At 31.8% G+C, this 10,798-nt stretch carries 6 protein-coding genes; 4 read left to right on the top strand and 2 right to left on the bottom strand.

The window, feature by feature from the left end:
* Positions 1 to 967: 967 nt before the first annotated feature.
* Together RH98_RS13535 and RH98_RS13530 are read right to left on the bottom strand one after the other, a co-directional pair.
* A complete protein-coding gene (locus tag RH98_RS13535; RefSeq protein WP_010255929.1) occupies positions 968 to 1,885 on the bottom strand; it encodes a GYDIA family GHMP kinase in 918 nt (305 codons plus the stop codon).
* Complete coding sequence (locus RH98_RS13530) at positions 1,885 to 3,201, bottom strand: hydroxymethylglutaryl-CoA reductase, degradative (RefSeq protein ID WP_010255926.1); 1,317 nt, start codon at positions 3,199 to 3,201, stop codon at positions 1,885 to 1,887. Before RH98_RS13530 ends, RH98_RS13535 begins: the two co-directional genes overlap by 1 nt.
* 213 nt (positions 3,202 to 3,414) lie before the next feature.
* Here RH98_RS13530 and RH98_RS13525 point away from each other — a divergent pair, with 213 nt between their 5' ends.
* The 4 genes from RH98_RS13525 to RH98_RS13510 all read left to right on the top strand — a co-directional run bounded on the left by RH98_RS13525 (position 3,415) and on the right by RH98_RS13510 (position 10,764).
* Complete coding sequence (locus RH98_RS13525; protein WP_010255924.1) at positions 3,415 to 5,580, top strand: S9 family peptidase; 2,166 nt, start codon at positions 3,415 to 3,417, stop codon at positions 5,578 to 5,580.
* 52 nt (positions 5,581 to 5,632) lie between these two features.
* A complete protein-coding gene (locus RH98_RS13520; protein ID WP_010255922.1) occupies positions 5,633 to 7,399 on the top strand; it encodes a peptide MFS transporter in 1,767 nt (588 codons plus the stop codon).
* Positions 7,400 to 7,438: 39 nt separating this feature from the next.
* The gene (locus tag RH98_RS13515) at positions 7,439 to 8,965 is read left to right on the top strand and encodes a peptide MFS transporter (RefSeq protein ID WP_010255920.1); all 1,527 of its coding nucleotides are present in this window, start codon (positions 7,439 to 7,441) and stop codon (positions 8,963 to 8,965) included.
* A 161-nt stretch (positions 8,966 to 9,126) separates the two neighbouring features.
* Positions 9,127 to 10,764 (top strand): MFS transporter, encoded by a 1,638-nt coding sequence (locus tag RH98_RS13510; protein ID WP_010255919.1) that lies wholly within the window; start codon positions 9,127 to 9,129, stop codon positions 10,762 to 10,764.
* Positions 10,765 to 10,798 lie beyond the last annotated feature (34 nt).

The following is a 10,798-nucleotide window of genomic DNA, read 5'->3' as shown; positions in this document are numbered from 1 at the left end:
TATTTCTTTATCTCTAGCTATCTTTCAAAACTTCTGTGACTAAAAACTCACCATCAACATTAATAAAATAATCTTCACAGGGGATTTCAGCATTAGTTATGTCTTCAAAATAGATTTCTATATCAAATATATCCTTTACATATTAACAGGATATGAGATTTTCTGTAAACATTTTAATTATTTCGGTGAAACAAAAAGCACCTCACTTTTTTTCAAACACAAAAAACACAACTAACTAAAATACAACACTTTACCATAAAAACAATCTTTTGGGTTAAAATTAGAATGCTTGCCAAAGCTAGTATTCATAAGCACTAGAGCAAAATCCTTCAACAGTTCTTCAACAATTCCCCATGATTGCTCTATATAGAAGGCTGTTTGTTGAAGGAATCTTGAAGAACTGTTGAAGCATTGTTGAAAAAGTCATATCTTCTATAACAATAATGGGAGATAAGGAATCAATTATTCCATTAATCAATTCATTATTAAAAAGTTTGAAAATAAAACGGCTGTAATGAAGTGGATGAGCGACAATAAGATGAAGTCATCTTAACTTTTTCGTTTTCTAAAATTTCTATACCCCTACTTTATTTTACAAAAAATAGAGACAACCACATTATCATATTACGAGAGCTTAAACTAGAAAATATTTTATCAATATGTTTCTCTACGCTGCTTCAAGTACAATTCAAGAAATACCTTACTTACCGATATAAACAAAAAAGGTCATCATTTCTGATGACCTTAAATCCGATAGAATCTTCCAATTTGCTCAATTATCAAAACTATCTTGTTTCCTATTTCTTAAAATAAATTTCCCTACTTATTTAAGAACTGTAAATATACTTAAAACTTCTAAAACAATCAAAGAAGTATAATCTTTTTGCCTAATGGCTTTTATATCATGCTAAATAAAAAATGTACATCTAGTAATTAAAGTTACATCTTGAATTTAGCTAGCTATTTTTTATAAAATCATTTCGTTATAAGACAATATTGTCGTGTATCCTTTGTTCTTAAAATATGTTGTAGGATCATCTTGACAAGCAACTAGAACAAAATCTCCACCCCATCCCCCAAGGCTTTTTATTGCACCATTAAAATCCCTAAATAGCTGATTTTTTACAGTAGGCTGTTTTAAGATATTAGAAAGTATATTTTCATGCTCACTCATCAGATATTGCAATTCTTCTAAACTAGACGCTGATGCAATTTTCTTACTGATAGATGAAATATACTCTTTCTCTTTTTCGATACTACCTCTACTCGTTCTATAATTTGCAATTGCTATTTTACTATCCATTTTTTGATTGAGATAAACAAAATAGAGGTGGTTTAAGAAACTAGGTTGAAAATCAAAAGTTTCTATAATTGGATTATTGTCTTTTGTACGTGTATAAAAAAGAGCTTGATTATTTTGAGCACAAGCAATATCATAACCACTTCCTCCAAATGATTGTTCTAATAACTCAAAAGCATTGATCTTAAACCATTGCGCAATATTATTAATCCAAGTAGATGAAGTTCCTAAACCCCATAATCTAGGAAAAGATAAATTACACTCAACTTGAAAGCCATTATCTTTATTTGATAAAATATCTCCATTAAGTTTATGAGCTGTCCTTAGTACACTTACTAATGTTTTTAAATACTCACTCCCAATAATTTCAACATCAGAAATAATGTTTGTAATAGCTATTTCCTCTTGCATCCATTTATTACCATTGCTATCATAAGATATCCACTTCACAACAGGAGTGGCTATTGTCTGAACGGTCATATCTTGCCCAAACTTGGTTGGTAAAGCAAAAGCAAGTGCTCCATCCAAAACGAGATACTCGCCAGAGATCAGTAACTTACCATTACTATAGTACTTCTCACTCATTACTTACGTAAACTTTCTAATAATTCGACCACAGCGCTATGAGAAACAACATTCTTCTCGAAATGAGCAACCACTTTAATACGCTCTTCATCAGTAGCTTTAAATTGGTTTAATATATTCATCAAGTGCATCTTCATATGTCCTTGCTGAATACCAGTAGTAGTAAGAGATTTTACAGCTGCAAAATTCTGTGCCAATCCTGCAACAGCTACTACTTCCATTAATTCAGTCGCCGATGGACGTTGTAGCATTTGTAAAGCTATCTTCACCATTGGATGTAATGATGTCAATCCTCCTACTGTACCAAGTGCTAGAGGTAGATCAATCCAGAATCGAAAGATTCCATCTTTAATTTCTGCATGAGATAAACTACTATATTGACCGTTTCGTGATGCAAATGCATGAACTCCAGCTTCTATTGCTCTAAAGTCATTTCCCGTAGCTAATACAACAGCATCCACTCCATTCATTACTCCTTTATTATGTGTAACAGCTCTAAAAGGCTCTACCTCGGCGATACGAACTGCCTGTACAAATTTCTCTGCGAATAGTTGAGGATTCTTAATATCACTAGATTCTAAATCCTCTACAGGACAACTTACCTCAGCACGAACAACGCAGTTTGGTACATAATTTGACAAGATACTCATAACTACATTGATCTCTTTTTCCTCTTGAGAAAAAGCCTTATAATTAATTGCCTTCTCTTTAAGGGTAGTAGCAATTTGCTCTAGACAAGAATTGATAAAATTAGCCCCCATACTATCAATAGTTTCAAATGTCACATGTAATTGATAATAATTTGGTATATCAGCAGTTTTATCTCTTAATACAATATTTTTGATACCACCACCACGCTTTTGCATATTTTGTGTGATAGATAAAGTATCATCTAAAAAGGTCTTTTGAGTATCATAAATAAAAGTAGTCAATTTACTTTTATCACCTTTATATATAAAATGCACTTGACCTATTTTTTCAGTACCCAAAATCGTTGTTTTGAATCCACCTCGTTCTGACCAAAATTTAGCAGCTTTAGAAGCAGCTGCCACTACTGAACTTTCTTCAATAACCATCGGTATTGTATACCACTTTTCATTAATCAGAAAGTTAGGTGCTACACCAAAAGGTAAATAAAAATTAGTAATTGTATTCTCAATAAACTCATCGTGAAGCTTTTGCAACTCTTCATCTGAATTCCAATATTGTTCAATTAATTCAATTACATCTTGGGGATTACTAAAATAAGTCTTTGCTATCCAATTGATTTTGTCACCTTTACTTAATTTAGAAAATCCATTAATATTACTTGCCATGTCAATTTTTATTTATGCGACAAAGATAAGCCATTCTTCTAAGGTTAAAAAAACTAAAAAAACCACAATTCATAGTTTTTATTTAATTTATTGTGACTTTTATTAATAAAACCGAGTCAACAGATTTAAGCTTTTATTGGTTAATCTTAAAAAAAAATTGGTGCAAATCATATTTTTTCACTAAAATTGGAAGTTTTTTCGATTAAATATATAATGAAACACCTTAACTTTACTATACTTTTTTGTGTAATAGCTTCACAATTTAGCTTTGCACAAAGGCAGATTGAACTTAAAGAAATTTGGGATGGAACATTCCGTACCAAAGCAATGCAGTCAGTAAATGCTATGGAAAATAGCAACCAATATTCACGAATTGAATATATTTCTGACAATAAACAAGTCATCAATCTTTATGACTTTGAAACTCTAGAAAAGGCAAAAACCATATTCAACAATACTGATTTTTCAGAAATAAAATCAATAGATACTTACGTTTTTGATAATGACGAAAAGCAAATTTTAATAGGAACTAATACTACTCCAATCTTTCGTCGTTCTTTCCTAGCTGATTACTTTCTATTTAACCCAGCAAATAATTCAATTGTTAAGATAGCTGATCATAAGATCATAGAGCCTACCTTCTCAAAAGATGGTTCTAAAATTGCTTATGCTTATCAGAACGATTTATTTATCTATGATATTGCTACTAAGAAAACAGAGCAAGTTACTCATGATGGTAAAAAGAATCACATTATCAATGGTATTTCGGATTGGGTTTATGAAGAAGAGTTTAGCATCGTTAGAATGTTTGATTGGAATAAAGACGGGAACAAATTAGCTTTCGTGAAATTTGACGAAACTGAAGTACCAGAATATTCAATGGACGTATATGGTACAGGATTATATCCTACTCAGGAAAAATTTAAATACCCAAAAGCAGGAGAAAACAACTCTGTGGTTTCAATCCATATCTACGATTTAAATACTAAAAACACTTCAGAAGTTAACTTATCAGAGTTTAATGATTTCTATATACCTAGAATTAAATGGACAAATGATAACAATTATTTGAGTGCTCAAATAATTAATAGACATCAAAATGACTTAAAATTGTTTTTTATTGATGGAAACACATTAAATAAAAAACTAATTCTAAATGAAACAGACAAAGCATATGTTGATGTTAACACTATTAACTTCCTTGATAATAATGATTTCATTTGGTTAAGTGAAAGAGATGGTCATAATCACTTATACCACTACAACAAAGAGGGAAAACTAGTAAATCAGATTACGAAAGGAGATTGGGAAGTAACAGATTACTATGGAATTGATCCAAAAGCTAAAAAGCTTTATTTCCAATCAGTAGAAAGAGGTTCTATATATCGCGATATTTTTGCTATTGACCTAAATGGAAAAAACAAGAAACAACTAACTAATCAAGAGGGAACTAATACTGCTATATTTAGTCCAAAATTTGATTTATTCATCAATACTTATAGTTCTACATCTACAGCACCAACTTATACTTTACGTAATTCAAAAACAGGAAAAGTAGTTAAAGAAATATTAAGTAATCAAGCGTTAGAAGAAAAACTGCAAGAATATAACTTACCTCAAAAGGAATTTACACAAATACCTACTGATAATGGCATGATGTTAAATGCATGGGTAATGAAGCCAAAAGATTTCGACCCTAAAAAACAATATCCAGTATTCATGTATCAATATAGTGGACCAGGGTCTCAACAAGTGGCAGATAAATGGTTTGATTCAAATGACTATTGGCATGCAATGTTGACCCAAAAAGGATATATCGTAGTTACAGTAGATGGTAGAGGAACAGGATTCAGAGGTGCTGATTTCAAAAAACTAACACAACTACAATTAGGAAAATACGAAGTACAAGATCAAATAAACGCAGCAAAATATTTAGGTAATCTAGATTATATCGATGCAAATCGTATAGGAATATGGGGATGGAGTTATGGAGGTTTTATGTCATCAAATTGTTTACTTCAAGGTAATGATGTATTTAAAATGGCAATAGCTGTAGCACCTGTGATTAATTGGAGATATTACGATAGTATCTATACAGAGCGATACATGACTACCCCACAAGAAAATCCTAGTGGGTATGACAATAACTCTCCTTTTACTCATGCAGATAAACTAAAAGGACGTTATTTATTAATCCATGGTACTGCAGATGATAATGTGCATGTTCAAAATGCAATGGCAATGATAGAAACGCTTGTTCAAAAAAACAAAGATTTCGATTGGTTAATATACCCAGATAGAAATCACGGCATTTATGGAGGTAATACTCGATTACAGTTATATACTAAAATGACAAATTATATACTTAATAACTTATAGTATTTTCGTTATACATAACAACTTACATTAAAACAAACTAATAAAATTACAAATGGCAGCAGAAACAGCTACTAATTCAGATCTATTTAAGTCAAAGGTGCTTGGTCACCCTGCAGGTCTATTCGTTCTATTCTTTACAGAGATGTGGGAACGATTCTCCTTTTACGGGATGAGAGTATTATTGATACAATTCTTAACAGCGAAAGTATTATTTGATGATCCATTTTCAGGATGGGGATGGTCAGCAGAGCAAGCTGGTGCATTATATGGTACATATGCAATGTTATTGTATTTAACCCCAATATTAGGAGGTGTAATTGCAGATAAATATATAGGATCACGTTGGGCAGTGATTGTAGGAGCTATTGTAATGACAATAGGACACGCTGCAATGGCTTTTGATGCAAAATTTATGTTTTTTATAGGTTTAGCGTGTCTGGTAATTGGTACAGGATTCTTTAAACCTAATATGCCTTCTATATTAGGTGAAATGTATAAATATCTTCCAGAAAAGAAAGATGCAGCTTATACAATTTTCTATATGGGAGTTAACTCAGGTGCTTTCTTTGGAATGATGTTATGTGGTTACTTAGCTGAGCGCGTAGGATGGCATTTTGGATTTGGTCTTGCAGGTATTTTTATGCTATTAGGAACGTTACAGTTTTGGTTCTCTAAACCTTTATTTGGAAACATTGGAGAATTGAAAAAAGTTGATGAAACTATTGAAAAAACAGCAGCCCAAAAAGAAGAAGATAAAGAAACTAGAAATCCTTTTACAACATTAGATTATATCTTGATTGTACTTGTTTCCGTTATCGGATTGTTATATGCATTTAATGACCCGTTATCTAAGAATAATGTATATGATATGTTCGCAAGTTTGGATACACCATTCTTAAGAGGACAAAATATAATGGCTATCATTGCCTTAGTACTTTTCTTATTCTTAGTGATATCTAGAATAATGCGTTATGGAAAAATAATTAGAGATAGAATGTTTGCAGTTATTCTACTTGCATTTTTCTTAATGTTCTTCTTTATGAGCTTTGAACAAGGTGCTACATCATTAGTACTTGTAGCAAGAGATTATGTAGATAGATCATTAGAAGGTACTTCTCTAATTGTATTTAACGTAATTAACACCTGTTTGACAATTATTCCGCTGATAATAATTTCAGGAGTCTTAGTTATGTTAGCAAAAGCTACTTGGAAAAAAATTGCATTATCAAATATTATATTATTTATCTGTTTTGGAGCGATTTGGGCAGCAGCAATATGGATGTTATCAAATGAATTTTCAAAAGAAGCATCTCAGATAACAGTTTCATGGTTTTCTATCTTAAACTCTTTCTTCATTATTGCATTAGCTTCTTCTGTATCCAAACTTTGGGATTCTAAATACAATCCTCCAGCAGCATTTAAATATGGAATTGGTTTACTACTTGTAGCTATAGGTTTCTTAATTCTTGGATTAGGAGCTTTAGGTGCTGGAGATGGAGTAAAAATGTCAATGATGTTCCTAGTATTAACATACTTATTCCATACCTTAGGAGAATTATTTATTTCACCTGTTGGATTATCTTATGTATCTAAACTTGTACCAGGTAAAATGCTTGCATTTATGTTTGGAATGTGGTATTTAGCTTTAGCTATTGCACAGAAGTTTGCTGCAATACTAGGTGGACAAATTGAAGTTATCAAAAATGACTATTCATTAAGTCATTTCTTCTTCTTATTCACATTGATACCTGCTGCGGCTGGTATATTAGTAATGCTGGTAAATCCACTATTGAAAAAATTAATGCATGGCGTCAGATAAGACACCATGTTCTTACGACAATAAAAATAAATTAATAAAATGAGTCAGACACAGACATTAGAAGAGATTCAGAATTTTTCGGGGAAATACCCGAAACAAATTTGGAGTTTATTTTTCTCAGAAATGTGGGAGCGTTTTAGCTTCTATGGGATGAGAGGAATGCTGGTATTTTTTATGATTGACCAGCTTAATTTTGCAGAAGCACAAGCAAATTTACAATATGGAGCTACGCAGGCATTCGTATACGCTTTTACTTTCTTAGGAGGTATTTTTGCAGACAAAATTCTAGGATTCCGAAAATCTCTTTTCTGGGGAGGCTCAATGATGATATTAGGAAGTTTAATACTTGCTTTTGACCCACACACCTACTTCTTTGAAGGTATTGCATTCACCGTAATTGGAACCGGTTTCTTTAAGCCAAATATTTCGACAATGGTTGGATACCTTTATAAAAAAGGAGATAGTCGTACTGATGCAGGTTTCTCTTTATTCTATGCTGGTATTAATTTAGGAGCATTAATTGGAGGATATCTATGTATTGCTATTGGTAAGGGGCACATCTTTGAAGATACTATTGGTCATGAACACCGTTGGAACGTAGCATTTGGTTTAGCTGCTCTAGTAATGTTGATAAGTTTAATCAACTTTATCTTTACAAAAAGACATTTAGGTCCAATCGGTTTACAACCAACAGAAAAATTAAAAGATGGAAATGAGAAAAGAATGCCTTTGTGGAAAGAAATAGGTACTTATGTATTGACTTTTGCAATGATTCCAGTAATCGTTTTCATGATTGACAATACTGAGTATACAGCATACTTTATGTATTCTGTAGGACCACTTGCATTATTATACTTGTTCTATGAGATGACAAAACTAAATTCATCAGAACGCAAGAAAATATTTGCAGCTTTAATCTTCATTATGTTCTCTATCCTATTCTTTGGTATTTATGAACAAGCTGGAGGTTCGCTAAGTATATTCGCAGCAAAAAATCTTAATTCTGATTTATTAGGAATGCATTTAGATCCAAATGGTGTAAATAATTCTGGAGGTGCTTTCTTCATTATCTTTATTGCACCAGTCCTAGGTTTACTATGGATTTGGCTAGCTAAAAAAGGTATTGAACCAAATACAATTATCAAATTTGGATTAGGTTTCTTATTATTAGGAGCTGGATATTATGCCTTGTTTGCAACTAGATTATTTGCAGACTTACAAGGTATGACTTCTTTAGATTTCTTTACTTTTGCATTATTAATCATTACGCTAGGAGAACTTTGTTTGTCTCCGATAGGACTATCTATCATGACAAAACTTTCTACTCCAAATCTTCAAGGTATGATGATGGGTATGTGGTTTTTAGCTAGTGCATATGGTCAATATATGGCAGGAATCATTGGAGCTGCGATGTCTACTCCAGATACTGAGAACGCTTCTAACTATGATGCTTTAATATCATATACAGATGGTTATAAAGAATTAGGACTATATGCTTTAATCGCAGGTATTGCTTTAATCATTTTATCTCCACTAATTAAAAAATTAATGCAAGACGTACGATAAGTATTATATTGCATTCGAAATAAACAAATAAATAAATAAAAAAGTCGCTTTAGTTAAGCGGCTTTTTTTATTTACTCCACGTAATTTTCACATTTTATTCATTGCAGTATAAAATATAGGAATTAACTTACACAACTTAATTTTAAACTCCCCTAATTGCCATGATGCAGAATAATAAGAATTTTGGACAAACTTTAAAGTCCTTTAATAAAAACTTTTGGATAGCAAGTTTTATGGAATTAATGGAAAGGTGGGCTTGGTATGGTATTTATACTTTATTAGGTCTTTATCTTGTAGGTTCCACAGACACAGGTGCGCTTGGTTTCGATCACGTACAGAAAGGTAGTATCATGGGAGGTGTAGTAGGTATATTATATTTCTTACCTTTATTTTTTGGAGTTATTGCAGACCGTATTGGTTATAAAATTTCATTGATAATTTCATTTATCATTATGATTGCTGGTTATTATCTTTTAGGAGAAGTAACGGCATATACCAATGTCTATACAGCATTCTTATTAGTAGCAATAGGAGCTGCATTTTTTAAACCCGTAGCATCAGCTATTATTGCTAGTAATACAGACGAATCTACAGGAACATTAGGTTTTGGTATTTTCTATATGATGGTAAATATTGGAGGATTTATTGGCCCAGCTATGTCATCTGGATTGCGCACTACTTATGGATGGAAGATAATCTTTATACAGGCAGCTATTGTAATTGCTATTAATCTATTTGTCGTTTTATTTTTCTATAAAGAAACAAAAATAGAAAAACCAAAAGACTCAATAGGTAAGGCTATAAAAGACTCTATTTTAGGAATTTTTGAAGCTCTAAAAGATGTACGCCTAGGTATCCTTCTATTATTAATGATAGGGTTCTGGACTATGTTTAATCAGCTATTCAATACATTGCCTAACTTTATAGAAGATTGGGTTAACTCTGCAGCATTAAGTAAGTGGATTAATGAGAATATACCTTTCTTAGGCACTTTACTTACACAGGATGGTCAAGTAAAACCAGAATGGTTTACTAATATTGACTCCTTTATGATTATCATTTGTCAAGTAACTATCTCTTACTTTGTGACAAAAATGCGTCATATTAATGCTGTTATTAGAGGTGCGCTAATCGCAAGTATTGGAGTAGGACTTACATTCTATACACATAATCCTTTATTTACAATTTTAGGTACTATGATTTTCTCTATTGGGGAAATGATGTCTAGCCCTACAGTTTCTTCTTTCATCTCATTAATTACTCCTAAAGGAAAAGATGGGCTATACCAAGGAACATACTTTCTACCAGTAGCAGCTAGTTATTTTGTTACTGATTATATCTCAGGACACCTTTATCAATCTTGGTCTGACAAGTTATCATTACTTAAAAGAGAAATGACAACACGTGACATCCCAATGCCTGAAGTAATAACTCACGAACAATTTATAGAACAAGGAGCTAAAACATTAAATATGTCTATTTCTGCTTTCGAAAAACAATTCAATCTAAAAGCAGATACTGTTGATTGGACAGCAGTCGTACAATCATTCAAAGACTTTGCAACTTCGAAAAGCATTGATATTAGTCAAGTGCACTTTCCTTTCTCTAAAAATGAATACTTTGCATTAGCAGAGTCAAAATTAGGAATGTCACATTGGGATGTAGTTGATATGCTTTGGAATACTTACACTCCTAATAAAATATGGTATGTGATATTTGGTATTGGAATCTTTTCAGTCGTAACTTTAGTTATTTATGACAGATTAATAATTAGACCAATAGAGAATAAAAAACATTAAGTATATAAAATTCTTAGTAATAAATACTACGTGT

The sequence above is a fragment of the Myroides injenensis M09-0166 genome, from assembly GCF_000246945.1.
GTDB lineage: Bacteria > Bacteroidota > Bacteroidia > Flavobacteriales > Flavobacteriaceae > Flavobacterium > Flavobacterium injenense.
This window is presented reverse-complemented; position numbering and strand designations above follow the sequence as displayed.

Coding starts and splice junctions, on each gene's coding strand:
- RH98_RS13535 (WP_010255929.1), bottom strand. CDS start 1,885: ATGAGTGAGAAGTACTATAGTAATGGTAAGTTACTGATCTCTGGCGAG.
- RH98_RS13530 (WP_010255926.1), bottom strand. CDS start 3,201: ATGGCAAGTAATATTAATGGATTTTCTAAATTAAGTAAAGGTGACAAA.
- RH98_RS13525 (WP_010255924.1), top strand. CDS start 3,415: ATGAAACACCTTAACTTTACTATACTTTTTTGTGTAATAGCTTCACAA.
- RH98_RS13520 (WP_010255922.1), top strand. CDS start 5,633: ATGGCAGCAGAAACAGCTACTAATTCAGATCTATTTAAGTCAAAGGTG.
- RH98_RS13515 (WP_010255920.1), top strand. CDS start 7,439: ATGAGTCAGACACAGACATTAGAAGAGATTCAGAATTTTTCGGGGAAA.
- RH98_RS13510 (WP_010255919.1), top strand. CDS start 9,127: ATGATGCAGAATAATAAGAATTTTGGACAAACTTTAAAGTCCTTTAAT.